This is a genomic window from Sphingomonas sp. BGYR3 (assembly GCF_025153455.1).
GTDB lineage: Bacteria > Pseudomonadota > Alphaproteobacteria > Sphingomonadales > Sphingomonadaceae > Sphingomonas.
The window spans coordinates 2361365-2381544 of sequence record NZ_JANZNT010000001.1 but is presented as its reverse complement, the minus strand read 5'-3'; the positions used below and the strand labels follow the sequence as shown (position 1 = coordinate 2381544).

The window sequence follows — 20180 nt, the reverse complement described above, 5'->3', positions numbered from 1 at the left end:
GACGGGCGATGCCGACCGGCAGCGGCGGCGCAGGCGGGACGATCATCAAAGCTTCCACCCGCTATGGATCGCCACCAGTCCGCCCAGGATCGGTTCCACCCGCACCTGGGCAAAGCCCGCCTCTTCGATCATCGCCTTGAACGCGGGCATCGGCGGGAACCGGCGGATCGATTCGACCAGATAGCGATAGCTGTCCGAATCATTGGCCAGCAGCTTGCCAAGCCGCGGGACCAGATGATGCGAATAGGCATCGTAGACATCGGCAAAGCCGGGCCATTGCGTCGTCGAAAACTCAAGGCAGAAAAACCGCCCGCCGCGTTTCAGCACCCGGTGCGCCTCACGCAGGGCCGCCGGGATATCGGTCACGTTCCGGATGCCGAAGGCGATGGTATAGGCATCGAAGGCACGGTCGCCGAAACTCAGCGTCTCGGCATTCTGTTCCTGCCAGACAAGGCCGTCGATGCGCCGTTTCGACGCGCGTTCCATGCCGACGGCCAGCATGTCGGGATTGATGTCGGCCACCGTCACCGATGCGCCCGACCGGGCCAGGCGGAACGCGATGTCGCCGGTGCCGCCCGCCATGTCGAGGATCGATTCCCCGGCGCGCGGATTGACCTTTCGCACGAACGAATCCTTCCACAACCGGTGCAGGCCGCCGGACATGGCATCGTTCATCACATCGTATCGGGCCGCGACGCTGGAAAACACGCCGCCCACCCGGCGGGTCTTTTCCTCTGGCGCCACCTGTTCATAGCCAAAGGACACCGAGCGTTCGTTCGTCATAGCCAACTCCGTTCGTCCCGAGCGAAGTCGAGGGACAGGCACCGCGTCTCCACCGCCTCTAGCCAAGGGTTGAGCGCACCGCAAACACTGCCTAGCTACCGGGCAGGCGGCGCCGTTTCGCGTGCCGGACCCGAGAGCCGATCCTGATGCCAGAACTGCCCGAAGTCGAAACTACCGTTCGCGGCCTTGCGCCCGTACTGGAGGGCCAGCGGATCGCGCGGATCGAGACGCGGCGGCCGGACCTTCGCTTTCCCTTTCCACCGGATCTGCGTCAGCGGTTGACCGGCGCGACAGTGACCACGCTGGGACGGCGGGCCAAATATGGCCTGATCAGCACCGATCGCGACGATGTTCTGCTGTTCCATCTGGGCATGTCGGGGCGCTGGCGGGTCGATCCCACCGATGTGCTGACCCACGATCATCTGGTGATCGAAACAGAGGCTGGGCGGCGGCTGGCGCTCAACGATCCGCGCCGATTCGGCTTTGTCGACCTGTTGGCCGGGGCATCGGGGCTTGCCACCTATCCCGCCTTTGCCGCGATGGGGCCGGAACCGCTGGGACCGGAATTGACCGCGGCCTATCTGGCCGACCGGTTCAACGACCGGTCCGCGCCGGTCAAGGCGTTGTTGCTGGATCAGCGAATCGTCGCGGGCCTTGGCAACATCTATGTGTGCGAGGCGCTGTTCATGGCCGGCATCCACCCGCGCCGGGCCGCCGGCACGATTTCGCGCAAACGGCTCGATTCGCTGGTGACGGCGATTCGCGACGTCCTGTCCTCCGCCATCCTGGCCGGGGGATCGACGTTGCGCGATTATGCGCGGCCCGACGGACAACTGGGCTATTTCTCCAAGCAATGGCTGGTTTACGGCCGCGAAGGCGAGCCATGCCGGTGCGGCGGCACGGTCGAGCGCATGGTCGATTCCGGCCGGTCCACCTTCTGGTGCCGCGCCTGCCAGCGATGATTGGCCGTCGCTTCGATGCCGCTGAACAGTTGACCGGGCGAGCCGGAGCGCGTAAGGGCGCGTCCTTCCGGGGACAGGCGCCCTTTGTGTGCCGGCCCTTTTCTTGACGATTTTAAGGATTCGAGGACGGCATGGCGAATACGCCTCAGGCAAAGAAGCGTATCCGGCGCAACCAGCGCCGCGCGGAAATCAACGGTGCGCGCGTCAGCCGCATCCGCACCTTCGTGAAGAAGGTCGAACTGGCCCTGGCTGCTGGCGACAAGACCGCCGCTGCCGAGGCGCTGACGGCGGTTCAGCCGGAACTGGCGCGCGGCGTGGCACGCGGCGTGCTGCACAAGAACACCGCATCGCGGAAGTTCTCGCGCCTGACCAAGGCGGTTTCCGCCCTCGCCTGATCCTGTCGGCAGGCATCGCCTGCACGATCTGAGACCAAAGCCTCTGCTGCATCTGCGGCGGGGGCTTTTGTCATATGGAAATGACCCAGGATGGCAGGGAAATACCCCATTCCGAATCATACGATTCGAACGGGGAAAGCCCGCAAGCAATTGTTAACCACCTGAAAAACCGCAGAAAACCCGGCGTCTCACGCAAAACTGCGGCAAAGTCGAGTCAATGGTCATTATTTCACTTTCTTTACGAAAGCGGACTTGATCGACTCAAGAAACCCTTCCTAAAACGACGGTCCCGGCCGCGGACGAGGTCGGGTTCAAGCGTAGCTGCATTCTGTACAGTCGGGGGGCATGTTCCGGCTGGGGGGAAGTGTTGACTGTTGGCATGTAGCGCGCGGGCGATCCTGTCCGCGCCAAGGGAAAGGTTGTGCGCGTGGCAGGCCTTGCGGGACAGGAAGTGAACGAAGCCATCGAACCGAATGGAGCAGTTACTGCCGCATGGAACCGGGTCCGCGATAATCTGCGGGCGTCGGCCGGGGCCCGTCTGTTCGACCAGTGGCTGAAGCCCATCCAGGTGATGCCCGGCGACGGCGATCGTCATGTCCGCCTTGGCCTGCCCTCTGCCTTCATGGCCAGCTGGGTGCGCAATCACTATGCGGACCGCATCTTTTACGAGTTCCGGGCGATCCTGCCGTCGATTCGCAAGGTGTCGATCGAAACCCTGCCCGCCAATGTCGACCTGCGTCCGGTCGAGGCGCCCGAAAAGCCTGTACAGGCCCCGGTGCGGACCATCGCCAACGACCAGCCGGCGCCCGTGCCGGCAGCGCCGCGGGCCGAGCCTGCGGCAATGCAGCCGCGTGACACCCAGCCGTTCGATTCGCGCCTGACCTTTGACCGGTTCCTGGCCGACGATTCGAACCGCGTGGCAACCAATGCGGCAAAGGCGCTGGCCGAACCGGGTCGTCCGCGGTTCAGCCCGCTTTACCTGCACAGCGCGACCGGGCTGGGCAAGACCCATCTGATGCACGCCATCGGCCACGCCTTTCTGGGTGCCCAGCCGGATGCGACCGCGATCTACATGCCGGCCGAACGCTTCATGTACGAATTCGTGCAGGCGGTGCGTGCCCGCGATACCTTTGCGTTCAAGGCGCGGCTGCGCGGCGTCGACCTGTTGATGATCGACGACCTGCAATTCATTGCCGGCAAGGAATCGACGCAGGAAGAATTCTTTCACACCGTCAACGAGTTCATGGGCGCGGGCAAGCGGCTGGTCGTTGCCGCCGATCGCCCGCCGCAGCAGCTGGACGGCATCGAGACGCGGCTGATGACGCGGCTGGGGTCAGGTCTGGTCGCCGACATCCGCCCGCCCGAATTGTCGCTGCGTCAGGCGATCCTGAAGGCGAAGCTGGCGGACATGCCCGGTGCCGCGATCCCGGCAGAGGTATTGGACCTGTTGTCCCAGCGGCTGTGCCATTCGGTGCGGGAAATGGAAGGCGCGCTCAACCGGCTGGTCGCCTATGCCCAGCTGACCGGGCAGTCGGTGACGATGGATTTTGCCGTCGCCACGCTTGGCGAGGTGCTGAAGGGGGCGCAGCGCCGCATCACGATCGACGAGATTCAGCGGGCGGTGTCGGCGCATTACCATGTCCGGCAGATCGACCTGATCTCTGCCCGGCGGGCGGTTTCGATCGCCCGGCCGCGACAGATCGCCATGTATCTGGCCAAGCGGCTGACCACCCGGTCCCTGCCGGAAATCGGTCGCAAGTTCGGCAATCGCGATCATTCGACCGTCATCCATGCCGTCCGCCGGATCGAGGAACTGCGCGCGGTGGATCAGGAAATCGATTCGGCCGTCACCGTGCTGATGCGCCAGCTGGAGGGTTGATCCCCCCGGCCGGGCATAGCCCGGGTCTCTGGCGCAGCCCGCTTCCCTTGATGGCGCAGCGATCCTAACAGCGGGCCATGCAAGCGATTGACGCATTGAGGTCTGACCTGGCCGGCCTGGCGGCACGCGACCGGCTGCGGTCGCTTTCGCCGCGCACCGGCATCGATTTTTCGTCCAACGATTATCTGGCGCTTGCCCGTTCCCCCCGCCTTGCCACTGCGGCACAGGCGGCGCTGGCGCGGGGCGTGCCAACGGGGTCCGGCGGATCCCGCCTGTTGCGGGGCAACGATGCGGAGCATGAGCTGCTGGAGACAGAAGCCGCCACGTTTTTCGGATCGGAGGCCGCGCTGTTCTTTTCCAGCGGATTTGCGGCCAATGCGACGATCCTGTCGACGCTGCCGCAGCGCGGCGACCTGATCCTGCACGATGCCCTGATCCATGCCAGCGCGCATGAGGGGATGCGGCTGGCCCGCGCGCCTGCCCGCGGCGTGCCGCACAATGACGTGCAGGGATTTACCGACGCCATCCGCGACTGGCGGCGCAGCGGGGGGATGGGCACGCCCTGGATCGCGGTGGAGAGCCTGTACAGCATGGATGGCGACCGCGCGCCGCTGGCCGAGCTGACCGCGCTGGCCGAAGCCGAGGATGCGGTGCTGATCGTGGACGAGGCGCACGCCACCGGCGTGTTTGGCGACCGGGGCCAGGGGCTGTCGCTGCCCGGCCCGCGCCGCATCGCCATCCACACCTGTGGCAAGGCGATGGGCGTCGAAGGGGCGCTGGTCACGCTGCCCCGCGTGATGCGCGATTTCATCGTCAATCGCGGGCGCGGCTTCATCTATTCGACCGCGCCGTCGCCGTTGATCGCCGCGCTGGTGCGCGAATCGCTTCGCATCCTGTCGGACGAGCCGGAGCGGCGGGCCGCCCTGCACGGGTTGATCGCCGCTGCGGGCGCCGAATTGGCCCGGCTGGGCATCGCGCCGACGGGCAGCCAGATCGTGCCGGTGATCCTAGGCGAAGACGCCCGCGCCATGGCCGTTGCGGCGCAGATCCAGGCGGCCGGGTTCGACGTGCGCGGCATCCGTCCGCCAACGGTGCCCGCCGGAACCGCCCGGCTGCGCCTGTCCCTGACGCTGAACGTCACGATGACCGATATCGATGCGCTGACAGGCGCGCTGAACGAGGCAATGGCATGAGCACGGGTCCGACCATCATCGTCACCGGCACCGATACCGATGCGGGCAAGACGATCTTTGCCGCCGCCCTGGCCGGCGCGCTGAGCGGCCTGTACTGGAAACCGGTGCAGTCCGGCATCGCTGATGGCTGCGATGCCGATACCGTCCATCGCCTGTCCGGTCTGGCGCGCGAACGCATCCTGCCCGAAGCCTATCGCCTGACCGAGCCATTGTCGCCGCATCGCGCCGCGGAGCTGGACGGCGTGGTGATCGACCCCGACCGGCTGACCCTGCCCCGTCATCAGCGCCCGCTGGTGGTGGAGGGTGCGGGCGGCGTGCTGGTCCCCGTCACGCGCGATCTGCTCTATGCCGACCTGTTCGCGCGGTGGGCCGCGCCGGTGGTGCTGGTCGCCCGCACGTCGCTGGGCACGATCAACCACAGCCTGCTGAGCATCGAGGCGCTGCGGGCGCGGGGCATCCCCATCCTGGGCGTGGCGTTCAACGGCGATGCGAACGAGGATAGCGAGGCAACCATTGCGGCAATCGGCGGCGTCCGCCGGCTTGGCCGCCTGCCCCGGCTGGACCCGCTGACACCCCAGACGCTTACCGCAGCATTTGCGCAGCATTTCCGGCTGGACGATTTTGCATGAGCCATATCTGGCACCCCTTTACCCAGCATGGCCTGAACGAGCCGATCCCCGAAATCGTGCGGACCGAGGGTGCGGCATTGTACACGCGCGATGGCCGCCGCATCGTCGACGGCATTTCCAGCTGGTGGGTCACCACCCATGGTCACAGCCATCCCCGCATCATGGCCGCCATTGCCGAGGCGGCGGGACAGATGGACCAGATCATCTTTGCCGGGTGGACGCATCCCCATGCCGAGGCGGTGGCGACGGGCCTGCACGCAATGATGCCGGACAGCCTGACCCGCACCTTCTTTTCGGACAGCGGATCGACGGCGGTCGAGGTCGCGCTGAAAATGGCGCTGGGATACTGGTTGAACATCGGCCAGCCGCGCGACCGCATCCTGGTGCTGGAACACAGCTATCATGGCGATACCATCGGGGCCATGTCGGTGGGCGCGCGCGGCGTGTTCAACCGCGCCTATCAACCGTTGCTGTTCGATGTCGGCACCCTGCCCTTTCCGGCCGCGGGACGCGAGCAGGCGACGCTGGATGCGCTGACGGCGGCGTGCCGCGAACGTCCCGCTGCATTGATCGTCGAACCGCTGCTGCTGGGTGCGGGGGGGATGCTGACCTATCCGCCCGCCATTCTCGCCGAAATGGCACGTATCTGCGCAGCGCACGACGTGCTGTTCATCGCGGACGAGGTGATGACCGCCTGGGGCCGCACCGGCACGCTGCTGGCCTGTGAACAGGCGGGCGTGGTGCCGGACATTCTGTGCCTGTCCAAGGGGCTGACCGGCGGGGCCGTGCCGCTGGCCGTCACCATGGCGAGCGAACGGATTTACGCGGCGCATCTGTCGACCGACCGGGGGCGGATGTTCTTTCATTCATCCAGCTACACCGCCAATCCCATCGCCTGCGCCGCCGCAGCCGCCAATCTGGCCGTCTGGCGCGACGAACCGGTGCTGGACCGTGTGGCCGATCTTGGGCGGCGGCAACGGGACTGGCTGGACCGGATTGCCGCACGGCCATGGGCGCACAATGCGCGCAGCATCGGCACCATTGCTGCGTTCGAATTCGGCCAGAGCGGCGATGGTTATCTGGCGGATATCGCCCCGCGCCTGCTGGCCGCATTCCGCGCCCGCAACCTGCTGATCCGGCCGCTTGGCAACACCCTCTATGTCATGCCGCCCTATTGCATCGACGATGCTGATCTTGCCGCGATCTGGCAGGGGATCGACGCGGTGTGCGTGGATCAGGCCGCAGGGGTCAGCTGACCGGGTCCAGCACCGCCAGCACCATGTCGTTGCTGCGCATCGGGATGCTGCCCATCCATGTGCCGTCCATGCCGATGGTGACCATCGCCTGCCGCTCCGGCGTGTCGGCGGTCAGCGCCCGCATCCGCGCGATCTGATCCGCCGACAGGCTGTCCGGCAGGCCAAGGTCGATATAGGCCGAAAAGGCGTCATTGGCGCGAAAGCCGGTTCGGTGCAGCCGCATCCGATATCGGCCCGGTCGCATCCCGGCGACGCGCAGCACGACCGTCCGGTCGGGCAATGCCTGAACGATCCGGCTGAAAAACGGCTTGTTGCTGAGCGCCTGATCCGGCTGGCGAAAAGCCCAGACCAGTGCGGCGACCCGGCCATTCTCGGTCGCTGCCCAGATCTGATCGTCCGTGCTGGGCAGCACGCGCCCGCGCACGGCGTTCAGATATTTATAGGCGAACCAGACCGGCTTTCGGATGGATTCGCGGTTCATCAAGCCAAAGCCGCCATGAAAGGGCGTGGGCGGCGGACCCGGCTCTTCGAACAGGTCGGTATAGGCCCAGTAGCTCATGCCCTGAAGCAGTCCCTCGGCCTGTTTCAGCTTGGTGAGGACATAGGCCCCGCTGACATAGCTGTCGTGGACGAAGTCGCGCGGCGTGTAGCTGGTCGACCATTCGGTGAAATACAGCGGCAGGCCGGGATAGGCCGATGCCTCGATCTCTGCCCGCACCTTGCGGATATCGCCGATGACGGCATCCGGCGATGGGGACAGCTTGGTATCCTGCTTGCCCTCTTCGTCCAGAAATCCGCCGTCCACGCCATAGGTGTGCGTCGTCACGAAATCGACCGGCACCGTGTTGGCGTGGCAATAGGCAAGGAATTCCGGCACCCAGGCAGCGCCCGCCGTGGCTGGCCCGCCAACCGGCAGCGCAGGGTCGATCGCCTTGATGGTCCGCGCGGTCAGGGCATAGAGGCGGAAATAGGCGGCCTGATCCGCGCGCTCGAAAAAGCCGTCCAGATTGGGTTCGTTCCAGAATTCGAAATGCCAGCGGCGAACCTCTGCCACGCCGTACCGTTCGCGGCAGTGCCGAACGAACGCATCGACCAGCGCGGCCCATGGCCCATCCTGAGGATGGCTGGTATTCCCCTTCCACCAGAAGATCTGCTGATCCGATGTCTTCATCGCCTCCGGCGTGAAACCCAGTTCGACAAAGGGCCGGATGTTCCGCGCAATCAGGCCGTCGTACAGCCGGTCGATCCCCGACCAGTCGTAAACGATCCGCCCGTCCCGGACCTGCACCGTTTTCAGGACATCGTGGAACAGGGCGTGAAAGCGGATGGTCCGGAACCCCAGTTCCTCGACTGCGGTCTTGAGCTGCGCCATGCTGTCGTCGCGGATCAGCGTGCCGGGATAATCCGATCCGACCATGTAATCGAAAAACCGGTCCATCGGCTTGCCCGCGCGGCGCAGGTCAAGGTCGATCGCCCGCGTGCCGCCCGTGACGGCGGATGCAGCCCGCACCACCGGAGCCGCAGCCGAGCCGATCAGCGCGCCCAGCGCCGACAACATCCGCCGGCGGCTCCAGCGCCAGGTCATTTCAGACGATCCGGCCCCAAAGTCACCGCCTTGCCATCATAGACGACCTGCACCGATCCCGCCTCGAAGCTGGGCGCAATCGTCCCGCCCGGCCGATAGACGCGGACGGAAATTCCGCGCTTGCCCGCCATGCCGGGATAGCTGCCCTGACGCGCACCGATGGTCAGCGTCCCCGCCTTGTCATCCCAGCGGATCGGCGTGCGGGCGAACTCGCCGCGATCAAAGCCCATCGACGTGCCGTCATCTTCGTACAGGTCGAAACTGGCATCGGCCCCGGCAAAGACGTGCAGGACCAGCGGCCCGTCCGGCTGTTCCGACGTGTACTGGACCGCCGGGCCGGTCGGCACGATGGAGCCCGCACGGACGAACAGCGGCATCCGCTCACGCGGGGCATCGGCGGTAATCGTCTGTCCGCCCTTGAAATGCCGGCCGGTTGCAAAATCGTACCAGTCGGCGCCGGCGGGCAACCAGACGGTGCGGTTCGTCGCCTTGAATTCGGTGACCGGCGCGACCAGGAACGCGGGACCGAACAGATATTGGTCGTCCACGTCCCAGCCCTTGCGGTCGGCGGGGAAATCCATCGCCAGGCCGCGCATGATCGTCCCGGACTTGAAGTGCGTGTCCGCCGCCAGCGTGTAGATATAGGGCAACAGGCGATAACGCAGGCGGGTATAATCCAGCATCGACTGATATGCCGCCTGATCATCCCCGGCGAGGGAATAGACCTCGCGCAGCGGAAATTCGCCATGGCTGCGGAACAGCGGGCTGAACGTGCCGAACTGGAACCAGCGCAGGTTCAACTCGCGCCATTCGGCGACGTGCGCCGGATCCTGTTTGGTATAGCGATCCTCGACCGCAAAGCCGCCAATGTCATGGGTCCAGTTGGGCACACCCGCCATGGACAGGTTGACGCCCGCCGAAATCTGATCGCGCAGATCGTCCCAGCGCGCGGCGACATCGCCCGACCACAGCGCGCTTGATGCACGCTGCACCCCTGCATAGCCCGACCGCGTCAGGATGAAGGGCCGCTGATCCGGGTGGCTGCCGCGAAGGCCATCAGCCATGCCGTCGGCGTGGATCAACGGATAGCTGTTGAACCGGGCCGCGCCGACGCCGCTGTCGCGATGGCTCATCTGGAACTTGCGTTCCTCGACCGACAGGTTGGAATGCCAATCCGGTTCGGTGGCATCCATCCACCACGCATCGAAACCAAGCCCGACCAGCTTGTCCTCGATCTGCTTGTAGTACAGTTCGCGCGCGCCCTTGGTGTAGGGGTTGTAGAAGGTGTTGGGATACCCCTTGCCCACCCAGTCGAGCTGTCCAGCCTCCAGCGGACGGCGATACAGCCAGCCCTTGGCATCCAGTTCCTTGGCATTGTCGGTGGTCGGATAGAATTTCGGCCAGACCGAGATCATGATGCGCGCGTTCAGCGCGTGCACCTCGTCCACCATCCCCTTGGGATCGGGGAAGCGCGCCTTGTCGAATTCGTGGCTGCCCCATGCGTTTTCGGGCCAGTAGAACCAGTCCTGCACGATGTTGTCGATCGGGAATTCGCGCTTGCGATATTCGCGCACCACGCCCAGCAATTCGTCCTGCGTGTTGTACCGCTGGCGCGACTGCCAGAAGCCATAGGCCCATTTCGGCATCATCGACGCCTGGCCGGTCAGCGAGCGATAGCCCGCAACCACCTGATCCAGATTGTCGCCGGTGACGACATAGTAATCGAGGGTCTTGGCCAGTTCCGACGACAGCCACAGCGACTTGCGGTCCTGCGCGGGCATCGGATCGTTGTGATACAGCGCGATATATCCGGCATTGGGCGACCATTCGATCCGCAGATCGACCGTCTTGCCCGCCGTCATCGGCAGTTCGAAATTATGGTACCAGGGGTTCCAGTTCTGGCGCCAGCGCGACAGCACTTCCTTGCCGTCTGCGAACACCTTGACGTAATGCGAGCTGTAGAGCTTGAACTTGTGCGTGCCGCTGGCCTTGGCATTCAGCGTGCCGGTCCACACCACGCGCTGCTGCTGCACCGCATTGCCCGCCGTGTTCTGTCCGGTCGTCGCCGCAACCGTCTGCGCCTTGGCCGCTTCAGGCCAGTTCTTCTGGTCGCGGATATATTCATAGTTGATCGTGGATTCCTGACGCGCGACCACGGGCTTGTCGTCCAGGAAATATTCGGCCTTCCACCCCGGCTTTCCGCCGCTGGTGACGGTCAGGCCCGCATCGTCCCGGGACCCGACATGGGCATAGGGCACGGGATCGCCAAAACGGGTGATGCTTTCATTGTCCCACAGGACGCCGTAATTGTTGGTCGACACGACAAAGGGGATGGCGATCGACATGTTGTGCTGGGCCAGCTCAACATCCTCGCCATTGTAATTCATCTGCCGGTTCTGGTGCTGGCCCAGGCCAAAAAAGCCCTCGTCCGTGCCGCGATTGAACTGCTGGTTCACCGCCACGAATTGTTCGCCCTCGACCGTCACCGGCTGGAATGCGCCGCGCGCCGCCTCGGTCAGGATGGTCTTGCCGGCCGCATTGGCAAAGCTGACCTGCCCGTCGGACAACCGGATCGTCGCGCTGCCCCGTTCGGCCTTGACCGTCACGGTGCCGCGCGCCTCGCTGACCGTAAAGGCGCCGTCGGGCTTTGCGACGACCATGATGCTGTCGGGGCGGTTGAACTCCGTCGTCGGCGTTGCTGAGACGCGGAAACGATCCGCGCCATAGACCAGCACGCGCACCTTTTTGGCCGGACCGCGATCGGGCGTGACGACCACGCCACCCGGCACCTTTTCCACCTCGGCCGCCCATGCCGGCACCGCCGAAACGCCAGCCATCAGCAGCGCAAGTGCCGCCCCAACCCTGTTCAATGCGCGCATGGTCATTCCTTGAAACTGCCCATCGTGATTTTGAGAAACACCGGATCGGCCCCGAAATTCAGGCCGTGATCGGTCTGATCGCCGTTCCAGACACGGCGCATCACCCAGTTGCCGTCGGCATCATAGCTGCCTTCCTCGACCCGCAGCATGATCCCCTGCCGCCCGGCGGGCAGCTTTTCCGCGCCGAACTTGAGGCGGACATGGCTGCCCGCGGCCAGAAATTCGTTGTCGGACAGCTGGGCGACCACTGCGCCGCCGACCGGCTTGCCCGCCGTCGGATGCGGATCGGATTTCAGCCACGGGCTGTCCCGGTCGCCGAACTGCCATTCTTCGTACTGCGCGCTGATCTTCCATGCGCCCATCACGGTTTCGTCGCGCAGCGTGTCCTCACGCTTGGTCGTGCCCCAGGTCGGGCGGTTAGCAGCAATCGCCGCCCATGCGCGCGCAGCAGGCGCGAACAGGCGATAGGGGCGCGCAAAGGTATCCAGCGTCGCGTCGTCCAGTTCCTTGGCACCCAGCGGATAATTGGAATAGCCGCTGGCATCCATGCCGAACGGCGCCATGCCGATCCCGCCCTTGCCCAGAATTGCCCAGAAGAAGCGCGCGAATTTCGCGTCATTGCCATATTCGGGCACCATCAGGGCATTGTCCGCCCGCGCATAATGATCGAGATGCTTCAGGAACTGGCGCGGTTCGCCCGAATAGATGTCGGGGGCCACGAAATCGATGTGCGGCGCCGCGGCCTTCCAGACATCGATCATCATCCAGTCGGGACCACCCGATGCACCGCCCCCCTCGCCCGGTTTGGCATAGGCATCGCTGAGCGCGGCATTGGTGTACATCGGAATAGGCTTCACTGCCTTTCCGGCCGCAGCGATCTCGTCGATATAGCTGGCGGTGTACCAGGCGTTGAACGCGCTATCCGCATCCTTGCCGAACAGCTCGGTCCATGTCCCCTTGCGGCGCATCTTGCGGGCAAGCGCATCGGGCACGGGCCCTGCGAACAGCCGGTTGGCCGCGGGTGCGAAATCGCGTTTCTGGCCATAGACGCCGACTTCGTTTTCCGGCTGCACCAGAATGACCGTGTTCTGCGGGTCGCGCGCCTTCAGATGCTGCATCAGGCGGACGAACGCCTTCTTGTCCGCGTCCAGCGTGGCGCGGTGATGCGGCGACAGCGCGTAATGCGCCTTGCCATCGGCCGTCCGCATCCGGGGAAACCGCTGATTGTCCAGTTTCACCCAGGCGGGCGCATAATTCGGTCCGGTATTCTTCCACGTGGCGAACCACAGCAGCACCAGCCGCTTGTCATGCGCGCGCGCCTGTTCAAGCAGCGTGTCGACATAGCTAAAATCGAACCGGCCCTCTTCCGGCTCCAGCTGTTCCCAGGCGACGGGGATTTCCAGCGTGTTGGCGTGCAGCCGGTCCATCACCGGCCACACGGTTTCCAGCATCGCGGGATAGTTGCTGCTGTTATGCGCCTGAATGCCCAGGACCAGAAAGGGTTTGCCATCGACGATCAGCGCGTGTCGGCCGCCGTCGCTTGACAGGCGCGGAACGCTGGTCGGCGACTGGGCGACCAGGGGCGCGGTCAATGTCAACGCTGTCAGCGCAAGAAAAATCCGTCCGAACATCCGCCCCTCAATCTGTTTTATGAATGAATGCCACCGCCCCGCGATGATGCCAACCGTGCTGCCCCTGAAAAAGGCGGGGGCGACCGAAGCCGCCCCCCGTTCAGGAGATGGAACCATCAGAACCGGACGCGTGTCCGGATCGAGAAGCGGCGATCGTTGATCACATAGTCGCGCGGGCGGCTGCCCACGATCTGATAGGTCTTGAACGCCGTATCCAGCAGGTTCTGGCCATCGACGATGATCGAGAATTGCGGCGTCACGTCATAGCTGACCGACGCATCGAGCACCCCGAACGCCTCGCCGTAAATCGGCAGGTTCTGCGTTCCGGTATTCGCCGTGCCCTGCAGATAATCGTCGCGCCAGTTATAGGCGACGCGGATGTTCAGGCCATCCTTGTCGTACAGACCGACCAGGTTGAAGCTGTGCTTGGACAGGTTGGTGATCGGCACGCGGATCAGTTCGGGGCTGCCGATTGCGCCAGCGGCCTGCTGGCCCGCATCGCTTTCGACATAGGTATAGTTCGCCTGAACCCCCAGCCCGTCGAACGGCGCGGGCAGGAAGTTGAAGAATTTCTGCCCCCCCACTTCAAAGCCGCGGACAAAGCCTTCCTCGACATTGACCAGGTTGGTGACGCCGAACTGGACATTGCCGACACCGGGGATTTCACGAACGAACGTCGCTGCCTCGGTCGTGATCAGGTTCTTGATCTTCTTGTAGAACCCGGTCGCATAGAGATAGCCGACCGGCTCGAAATACCATTCCAGAGCCAGATCGGCCTGGGTGACTTCTTCAGGCAAAAGGTCGGGGTTGCCCTGTGCCGTGCCATTGCCCGCATAGGGATTGGTGACGGGATCATAGGGCAGGTTGTTGTTCACCCGGTCCGGCGTCAGCGCCCGGTTTTCCCCGACATCGGTATAGTTCGGGCTGAGCGTGAAGCTGGGGTTGAGCGAGGTGAAGGCGGGCCGCGAGAAATTCTTCGACGCCGCCGCACGCAGGATCAGTTCGTCGGTCAGGAAGACGCGCAGGTTCAGGCTGGGCAAATATTTGTCGTAATCGCGCCCGCCCGAATAGGGCTCTGTCACGGTCACCGTCGTCGGCGTCGTGCCGCTGCTGGCGGGATCGCGATAGGTCAGCACCGACAGGCCGTTGGCCGCAGTTTCCGTCCGCACCGCGCGCAGACCTGCATTGCCGTCGAACCGGATGCCGCCAAGGTCCGCACCGAAAGCCACGCGGACATAACCGGCATAGGTCTTTTCATCGATCGTGCCGCTGAACGCATTGGGCGCGTCGAACGGGCGGAACGCGATGTCCTGACCCGAAATCGCTTTCACTGCCGCAAAGGCAGCGGCGCTGTCGTTGATCAGCGCATCGCTGAACTGCCACACCGGGCCGAACACCGTATCGCTGGCCCGGCCGCGCAGCAGGTTGGACTGGAAACGGTTGGGTTCGGCATATTGCGGGAATTCGGACAAAAGCGTGCAGCCATCGACCGACGACCAGTTGGCGCAGGTCGAACCGATCGCCGTCCAGGTGCCATAGGTGGTGTTGCGGTTGATCGCGCTCTTGTCGGTATAGCGGCCGCCGACGCGGATCTGCTGAATGAAGCTGCCGTCGTCGAAATCCCAGCTGAGGTCCGCGCGGATCGCATCGGCCGCCGCCTCGTTGTCCTCGGCATAGGGCAGGATCGCCGTCATGCCGTAATTGCGGATGTCGCCATAATAGCTGGGGTCGTTGGCCAGCAGCACCGGCACATCGCCGCTGATATCGAAGAAGAAGTCATATGCCTTGCCAAGCCCGGCAACGCTGGTGCGCGGGTTGAGCGCGCTGGCCGTCAGGTTCAGCGTCTGCTGCTGCACGTCGGAATCGATATGCTGGTAATCGACGCTCAGCTTCAGCCGGTCCGTCGCCTGCCAGATCAGACCACCGGAATATTCGCTGGTCGATGTGTCGCGCAGCGTGCCGTAATTGACCGAATCGACGCCCGGATTGCTGAAATAGCCGCTGCGGACAACGCCCTCGTCATCGACGGTGAACGGGCGGTTCGGCCCGGTCGCGATCGGCATATCCTCGCCATAGGCAAAGAAGGACACGCCGGCTTCGTCAAAGCTGTAATCTGCCCGGAAATACTGGGCGTACAGTTCCAGCCGGTCCGTCGGCTTCCACTGCAGTACCGCCGTGCCGCTCAGCCGCTCGCGGTCTCCATAGCTGACCGCAAAGCCGCCGCCATGCGGGGCAAGCAGCGTCTGGTTCTCATACCCCGGATAGGCCTGTTTGATGCTTGAGATGTTGGTGGGGTTCGGCCCGTGCCGCCAGAACGGCTCCACCACCACCTTGTCCTCACGGAACGCCGTGGTCTGATAGCCGACGTTGAGCAGCAGGCCGATTTCACCGATGCCGGTGTCCCAGCGATTGCTGTACAGGCCAGCCAGCTGCTGACCGCTTTTCTCGATCAGATCGAAATAGGTGGCCCCTGCGTTCAGCGCGATGATGCGGCCCGACGAATCGAACGGCTTGCGCGTGCGCAGGTTCACCGTGCCCGACAGGCCGCCCTCGATCAGTTCGGCCGACGGGTTCTTGTACACATCAATGCCGGCAAGCAGCTCCGATCCGACCTCTTCCCACGAAAGGCCGCGCCCGCCGCTGGCCTGAAAGATGTCGCGGCCATTCAGCTCGGTGCGAACCTGGGTCAGACCGCGCACGGCGATGCCGCTGCCCTCGCCCCGGTTGCGGGTGATCTGAACCCCCGAAATGCGCTGCAGCGATTCGGCCACGTTCACGTCGGGCAGACGGCCGATATCCTGGGCCGTGATGGAATCCACGAACTGTTCGGAATTGCGCTTGATGTTCTGGGCGCTCTGCAGCGACGCGCGCAGACCAGTGACGACGATTTCTTCATCGGCCGGCGTCTGTTCGGCGGATGGCTCGGCCGATGGATCCGCATTGTCCTGCGCCAGCGCGGGTGTTGCACAAGCGACTGTCAACGCTGTCAGAGACGCGCGCAACATAAGCTGATGAAATTTGCGATTGCAGAACGCCATGACTTGTCCCCTCCTGTGCCGTGTCGTCACGGGCTTGAAACATCATATTATTGTTGGCCGCCTATACAGATCATATTTAATCCGACAAGTAGCATCGGATAGCGCTATCAAGATTTCGTTCGAGGGAGAGGTCGGGTGATGAGAGAGCCGATCAGCCGCGTGGTCATCGCGGGCGGCGGGACGGCGGGCTGGATGGCCGCCGCCGTGCTGTCCAGGACCTTTACCGACACCGGGATGCAGATCGCACTGGTCGAATCGCCCGAAATCGGAACGGTCGGCGTGGGCGAGGCGACGATCCCGCCGATCCTGACGCTGAACCGCCTGCTCGGGCTGGACGAGGACGAACTGGTCCGCCGCACCGCCGCCACGTTCAAGCTGGGCATCGAGTTCAAGGATTGGGGGAATCGGGGCGAAAGCTATTTCCACCCGTTCGGGACCTATGGCGCCGATACTCAGGGCGTCGATTTCCACCACCACTGGCTGAGGCTGAAGCGCGGCGATCTGGCCGAATATTCCCTGCCAACCATGGCCGCGCGGCAGCACCGCTTCACCCGGCCCGTTGACGATCCCCGCCACGTCCATTCGCGCATGGCCTATGCGCTGCACTTCGATGCGGGATTGTACGCCGCCTATCTGCGCGACCTGTCGGTTGCGCGCGGGGTTAGTCATGTGACGGGCACGATTGCCGATGTCCGCATGGATGACCGCGGCCATGTCAGCACGCTGACCCTGACCGACGGGCGGGAATTGCCGGGCGACCTGTTCATCGATTGCACCGGCTTTCGCGGGTTGCTGATCGAAGGGGCGCTGAACACCGGCTATGAAAGCTGGGCCGACTGGCTGCCGATGGACCGGGCCGTGGCGATGCCCACCACCAGCAGCGGGACGCCCCCGCCCTATACCCGCGCCACGGCGCGCAAGGCCGGATGGCACTGGCGCATTCCGTTGCAGCACCGAACCGGCAACGGCCATGTCTATTGCAGCAGCCATGTGTCGGACGATGAGGCCGCGGCCGATCTGGTTGCGTCGGTCGAGGGACAGCCGCTGGCCGATCCCCGCTTTCTGCGGTTCAAGACCGGGCGGCGGCGCAAGGCATGGAATGGCAATGTGGTCTCGCTGGGCCTGGCATCGGGGTTCATCGAGCCGCTTGAATCGACCAGCATCCACCTGATCCAGCAGGGTGTCGTCACGCTGATGTCGCTGTTTCCGGACAAACGCTTCGATCCGGCAACGGTCGATCAGTATAACCGGTTCATGCAGCGCGAATTTGAAAGCGTGCGGGATTTCATCATCCTGCACTATCACCTCAATCGTCGCACCGATTCCGCGTTCTGGACCGAAATGCGGGAAATGACCGTGCCCGACAGCCTGCAGCACCGGCTATCGCTGTTTGCCGATGCCGGGCGCGTCTTCACCGATGCGGGCGAGCTGTTCACGCCCACCAGCTGGGTGGCCGTGATGATGGGTCAGGGGATGGTGCCCGGCGGGCATGACCCGGTAGCCGACACGCTGCCCGCTGCGACCATGCACGCAAAACTGGATCAGATGCGCGCCGTGATCGAACGCGGCGTTGCCGCCATGCCGACGCATCAGGCGTTCATCGATGCCCATTGCCGAACACAGGTCAGCGCACCGGGCAAGGTGGCGGCATGAAGCGGCGCGGCTTTCTTGGCGCGTCCGGGGCGCTGTTCGGTGCGGCGGCGGCAGGGGCGCAGGGCATGGGCCAGTCGGTTGCGCCCAACTGGTCGGCGCTGACCGCGGCCTATCGCACGCCCGACTGGTTCCGCGACGCCAAGTTCGGCATCTGGGCGCACTGGTCGGCGCAATGCGTGCCAGAGGCGGGGGACTGGTATGGCCGCCTGATGTATGTGCCGGGCGATGACCGGTACGATCATCATCTGCGCACCTATGGCCACCCGGCCGACACCGGTTTCATGGAAATGGAAAACCGCTGGAAAGCCGAGGCATGGGATCCGGCCTATCTGGTCCGGCGGTACAAGGAAGTGGGCGCGCGCTATTTCATGGCGCTGGCGGCGCATCACGACAATTTCGATTGCTGGAACAGCCGCCATCACGAATGGAATTCCGTCCGCGTCGGGCCGAAACGGGACATCGTCGGCACCTGGGCGAAAATCGTCCGGGCAGAGGGGCTGCGCTTTGGCGTGTCCAACCATATCAGCCATGCCTGGCACTGGTGGCAGACCGCCTATGGCTATGATGCCGAAGGGCCGCGCGCCGGACAGCGTTATGACGCATTCCGCCTGACCAAGGCGGACGGCAAGGGCAAATGGTGGGACGGGCTTGACCCGCAACAGCTCTATACCGGCCCCGCCATGGTGCCGCCCGACGGCATCACCGACAATCAGGCGATGCGGGATTGGCACGATGCCAATACCGGCCGCTGGATGCAGCATTCGCCGCCGCAGAACCCGCATTTCGTCGCCAAATGGCTGGCGCGCCAGATGGACCTGGTGGAACAGCATGATCCCGATCTCGTCTATCTGGACGATTACGGCCTGCCGTTCGGCAGCACGGGGATCGAGGCGCTGGCCCATTATTACAGCCGCAGCATGGAGCGGCGCGGCGCGATCGACGTGGTGCTGACGGCAAAGAACCTGTCCGCCTATCAGCGCCGCGCATTGGTCGAGGATATCGAGCGCGGATTTTCCGACCGGTTGCGCGAAGAACCGTGGCAGACCTGCACCTGCATCGGCGACTGGCATTACAATCGCAGCCGCTTTCTGGAGCGCAGCTATGTGCCCGCCGAACAGGTCATCCAGCGGCTGGCCGATATCGTGTCGAAAAACGGCAATCTGCTGCTGTCCGTTCCGGTGCGCGGCGATGGCAGCATCGATGCGGAAGAAGAGAAGATCCTGGACGGCATCCGCGACTGGATGCGCGTGAACGGCGAAACGGCGATTTACGGCTCACGCCCCTGGCGCATCTATGGCGAGGGGCCGACCGTGCTGAAGGCCGGGATGCATACCGAGGATCAGATGAAGGCATTTTCGGCGCAGGACGTCCGGTTCACCGTCAAGGACGGCGGGCTGAACATCCTGTTCCTGAAATGGCCGGACGGGCCGGTTCGCGTGCCGTCGCTGGGCACCGGCCGCCTGCCCGATGCGCAGATCGCCGCCGCCCGGATGGCATCGGGTCAGAAGGTCGGGTTCGACCGACAGGCCGATGCCCTGGTGCTGACCCTGCCCCGCGCGCCATCAGGGGGCGGCATCGTGCCGGTCGTGCGGCTGGAAGGGCGCGGCCTCGTCTGACCGCGGCTGCGGCGGGCCGGCCCCGTGAAGGACCGGCCCGTGCAGCGGATTACTGACCCGCGCCGGGGGGCGGACCGCCGGGGCCACCGGGGCCGCCCGGGCCCATCATCTGCATCTGCATCTGGCGGAACATCTGTTCCGGCATGAATTCGAGCATGTCGACTTCGAACACCAGCACCTTCTTGGCCAGATCCGCCTGGGGCGATCCGGGCTGAAGCTTGGCGACGATATCGGGCGCGCCATAGCCGAGTTCAGGCTTGATCCAGATGCGATATTTGGAGCCGCGCGGCATCAGCTTCAGCGCCTCGGAAAAACCGGGGATCGACGCGCCGGGGGCGACCGGGAACGGCACCGGCTGCTGGCTGCGGTCGAATTCCTTGCCGTCGGTAAAGGTGCCGACATAGTTGATCAGCGCAACATCCGCCTCGGACGGGCGCGCATCCCCCTGACCGGGCGACAGCACTTCATATTGCAGGCCGGATGCCGTGGTGACGACGCCCGAACGCGATGCGTTGGACGATAGATACCGGGTCACCGGATCGGTGGCGCCGAACCGCGCGAGCAGGATCGCCAGCGCGATGGCAGCAACCACGCCAATCCAGATCCACGCGACATAGCTGCGCTTGACGGGCGGAATCGGCACGGCGGTGGCGGACATGAACGGCAATCCTTGCAAACATG

The 20180-nt window shown here is 64.5% G+C and carries 14 protein-coding genes; 8 read left to right on the top strand and 6 right to left on the bottom strand.

The features are described from left to right. Positions 1-45: 45 nt before the first annotated feature. On the bottom strand, positions 46-783 hold the full coding sequence (locus tag NYR55_RS11255) for a class I SAM-dependent methyltransferase (protein WP_260021399.1): 738 nt from the start codon (positions 781-783) through the stop codon (positions 46-48). Between the two features lie 146 nt (positions 784-929). Between NYR55_RS11255 and mutM the strand changes: the two genes are divergently transcribed. The 6 genes from mutM to NYR55_RS11225 all read left to right on the top strand — a co-directional run bounded on the left by mutM (position 930) and on the right by NYR55_RS11225 (position 7097). Then, positions 930-1745, top strand: a complete 816-nt coding sequence (mutM, locus tag NYR55_RS11250; protein WP_260021398.1) for a bifunctional DNA-formamidopyrimidine glycosylase/DNA-(apurinic or apyrimidinic site) lyase — start codon at positions 930-932, stop codon at positions 1743-1745. A 131-nt stretch (positions 1746-1876) separates the two neighbouring features. Next, complete coding sequence (gene rpsT, locus NYR55_RS11245; RefSeq protein ID WP_260021397.1) at positions 1877-2140, top strand: 30S ribosomal protein S20; 264 nt, start codon at positions 1877-1879, stop codon at positions 2138-2140. Positions 2141-2591: 451 nt separating this feature from the next. Continuing rightward, positions 2592-4019 (top strand): chromosomal replication initiator protein DnaA, encoded by a 1428-nt coding sequence (dnaA, locus tag NYR55_RS11240; RefSeq protein ID WP_260021647.1) that lies wholly within the window; start codon positions 2592-2594, stop codon positions 4017-4019. A gap of 77 nt (positions 4020-4096) precedes the next feature. Further along, positions 4097-5212, top strand: a complete 1116-nt coding sequence (locus NYR55_RS11235) for an 8-amino-7-oxononanoate synthase (protein WP_260021396.1) — start codon at positions 4097-4099, stop codon at positions 5210-5212. Then, positions 5209-5841 carry a dethiobiotin synthase gene (gene bioD, locus NYR55_RS11230; RefSeq protein ID WP_260021395.1) on the top strand — a complete coding sequence of 211 codons (633 nt, stop codon included), beginning with the start codon at positions 5209-5211 and terminating at the stop codon, positions 5839-5841. The genes NYR55_RS11235 and bioD overlap by 4 nt, the downstream gene beginning before the upstream one ends. Continuing rightward, positions 5838-7097 (top strand): adenosylmethionine--8-amino-7-oxononanoate transaminase, encoded by a 1260-nt coding sequence (locus tag NYR55_RS11225; RefSeq protein WP_260021394.1) that lies wholly within the window; start codon positions 5838-5840, stop codon positions 7095-7097. The genes bioD and NYR55_RS11225 overlap by 4 nt, the downstream gene beginning before the upstream one ends. On the opposite strand, the gene NYR55_RS11220 is transcribed toward NYR55_RS11225, so the two are convergent. The 4 genes from NYR55_RS11220 to NYR55_RS11205 form a co-directional block, all read right to left on the bottom strand. Further along, positions 7090-8682 carry a beta-xylosidase gene (locus NYR55_RS11220; protein ID WP_260021393.1) on the bottom strand — a complete coding sequence of 531 codons (1593 nt, stop codon included), beginning with the start codon at positions 8680-8682 and terminating at the stop codon, positions 7090-7092. The genes NYR55_RS11225 and NYR55_RS11220 overlap by 8 nt on opposite strands. Continuing rightward, positions 8679-11561, bottom strand: coding sequence for a TIM-barrel domain-containing protein (locus tag NYR55_RS11215; protein ID WP_260021392.1), 2883 nt, complete (start codon positions 11559-11561; stop codon positions 8679-8681). Before NYR55_RS11215 ends, NYR55_RS11220 begins: the two co-directional genes overlap by 4 nt. 2 nt (positions 11562-11563) lie before the next feature. After that, the gene (locus NYR55_RS11210; RefSeq protein ID WP_347709669.1) at positions 11564-13153 is read right to left on the bottom strand and encodes a DUF5597 domain-containing protein; all 1590 of its coding nucleotides are present in this window, start codon (positions 13151-13153) and stop codon (positions 11564-11566) included. A 155-nt stretch (positions 13154-13308) separates the two neighbouring features. Next, positions 13309-16197: a TonB-dependent receptor gene (locus NYR55_RS11205; RefSeq protein ID WP_260021388.1), complete on the bottom strand. Its 2889-nt coding sequence runs from the start codon at positions 16195-16197 to the stop codon at positions 13309-13311. A gap of 171 nt (positions 16198-16368) precedes the next feature. Between NYR55_RS11205 and NYR55_RS11200 the strand changes: the two genes are divergently transcribed. Further along, positions 16369-17883 carry a tryptophan halogenase family protein gene (locus tag NYR55_RS11200; RefSeq protein ID WP_260021387.1) on the top strand — a complete coding sequence of 505 codons (1515 nt, stop codon included), beginning with the start codon at positions 16369-16371 and terminating at the stop codon, positions 17881-17883. After that, on the top strand, positions 17880-19499 hold the full coding sequence (locus NYR55_RS11195) for an alpha-L-fucosidase (RefSeq protein WP_260021386.1): 1620 nt from the start codon (positions 17880-17882) through the stop codon (positions 19497-19499). Before NYR55_RS11200 ends, NYR55_RS11195 begins: the two co-directional genes overlap by 4 nt. Before the next feature lie 49 nt (positions 19500-19548). Here the strand turns inward: NYR55_RS11195 and NYR55_RS11190 are convergent, their stop codons facing one another. After that, the gene (locus NYR55_RS11190; RefSeq protein ID WP_260021385.1) at positions 19549-20157 is read right to left on the bottom strand and encodes an FKBP-type peptidyl-prolyl cis-trans isomerase; all 609 of its coding nucleotides are present in this window, start codon (positions 20155-20157) and stop codon (positions 19549-19551) included. Positions 20158-20180: the final 23 nt, after the last annotated feature.

Excerpts from the sequence above, each read along its gene's own strand:
- NYR55_RS11255 (WP_260021399.1), bottom strand. The coding sequence starts at position 783 with ATGACGAACGAACGCTCGGTGTCCTTTGGCTATGAACAGGTGGCGCCA.
- bioD (WP_260021395.1), top strand. The coding sequence starts at position 5,209 with ATGAGCACGGGTCCGACCATCATCGTCACCGGCACCGATACCGATGCG.
- rpsT (WP_260021397.1), top strand. The coding sequence starts at position 1,877 with ATGGCGAATACGCCTCAGGCAAAGAAGCGTATCCGGCGCAACCAGCGC.
- NYR55_RS11200 (WP_260021387.1), top strand. The coding sequence starts at position 16,369 with ATGAGAGAGCCGATCAGCCGCGTGGTCATCGCGGGCGGCGGGACGGCG.
- NYR55_RS11235 (WP_260021396.1), top strand. The coding sequence starts at position 4,097 with ATGCAAGCGATTGACGCATTGAGGTCTGACCTGGCCGGCCTGGCGGCA.
- NYR55_RS11225 (WP_260021394.1), top strand. The coding sequence starts at position 5,838 with ATGAGCCATATCTGGCACCCCTTTACCCAGCATGGCCTGAACGAGCCG.
- NYR55_RS11190 (WP_260021385.1), bottom strand. The coding sequence starts at position 20,157 with ATGTCCGCCACCGCCGTGCCGATTCCGCCCGTCAAGCGCAGCTATGTC.
- NYR55_RS11220 (WP_260021393.1), bottom strand. The coding sequence starts at position 8,682 with ATGACCTGGCGCTGGAGCCGCCGGCGGATGTTGTCGGCGCTGGGCGCG.
- mutM (WP_260021398.1), top strand. The coding sequence starts at position 930 with ATGCCAGAACTGCCCGAAGTCGAAACTACCGTTCGCGGCCTTGCGCCC.
- NYR55_RS11195 (WP_260021386.1), top strand. The coding sequence starts at position 17,880 with ATGAAGCGGCGCGGCTTTCTTGGCGCGTCCGGGGCGCTGTTCGGTGCG.
- NYR55_RS11205 (WP_260021388.1), bottom strand. The coding sequence starts at position 16,197 with ATGTTGCGCGCGTCTCTGACAGCGTTGACAGTCGCTTGTGCAACACCC.
- NYR55_RS11215 (WP_260021392.1), bottom strand. The coding sequence starts at position 11,561 with ATGCGCGCATTGAACAGGGTTGGGGCGGCACTTGCGCTGCTGATGGCT.